Annotated in this window: 1 protein-coding gene, 1 tRNA gene and 1 pseudogene; all 3 read left to right on the forward strand. The window is 61.0% G+C overall.

The window, feature by feature from the left end:
• Nucleotides 1-163 (forward strand): annotated as a pseudogene (locus AC1D0Z_RS23410) (glutathione S-transferase family protein); the annotation flags it as partial.
• Nucleotides 164-300: 137 nt separating this feature from the next.
• Nucleotides 301-377: transfer RNA gene (locus AC1D0Z_RS23415), tRNA-Arg, on the forward strand.
• 125 nt (nt 378-502) lie between these two features.
• Nucleotides 503-737, forward strand: a 235-nt coding sequence (locus AC1D0Z_RS23420; protein ID WP_477660511.1) for a response regulator, incomplete at its 3' end; no start/stop codon positions are given.

Genomic DNA, 737 nt, shown 5'->3' on the forward strand with positions numbered 1-737 from the left:
CGACTGGGCCGACTACCCGCACCTTAAAAAATGGTTTGACCTGATCAGTGAGCGCCCCGCCGTACAACGCGGCGTAGCGGTGCTGGCCGACTTGCGCCGGCCCATCACTGACGACAAGGCACGGGAAATCCTGTTTGGCAAGACGCAGTACGAAAAGCGCTGAGAAAGGTGCTGAGCAGGCGGCCCTTGGGTGTGGCTGGCCAGGGCTGCCAACCCTCGATTGAAGGTATGATTCGCGACGAGCTGGAAACGGCGGCCTCCTCCTCTGTGCGTGGCCTTGCCCCGGCTTGCACACGCAAACTGCCCGTAGCTCAGTCGGATAGAGCATCAGCCTTCTAAGCTGAGGGTCGGGGGTTCGATCCCCTCCGGGCAGGCCAACTCGCGGCGACAAGCCGCGCCCGCCCTCCTCCTTGCCACCGAACTTACATAGCCTTCAAATCCGAGGTATATAGTCAGGGTTCGGCCAGACGCAAGGTCGCCAACACCAAGGAGGCGAGAAAAGATGCCCRGACCAACCATGCTGCTCGTGGAGGACAACCCCGCTCACGTCGAGTTGACGTTGTTGACGCTGCAGGACAATGGCGCGGACCATGAGATCATTGTTGCCCGCGACGGCACGGAAGCCCTGGAATACCTTTTCTGCGAAGGTGCTTACAGCAACCGGCTCTACGACCATCCGCCCGAACTCGTCATGCTGGACCTGAATTTGCCCGGCCTCAGCGGGCTGGAAGTCATGC

The organism is Polaromonas sp. P1_E3 (assembly GCF_056405935.1).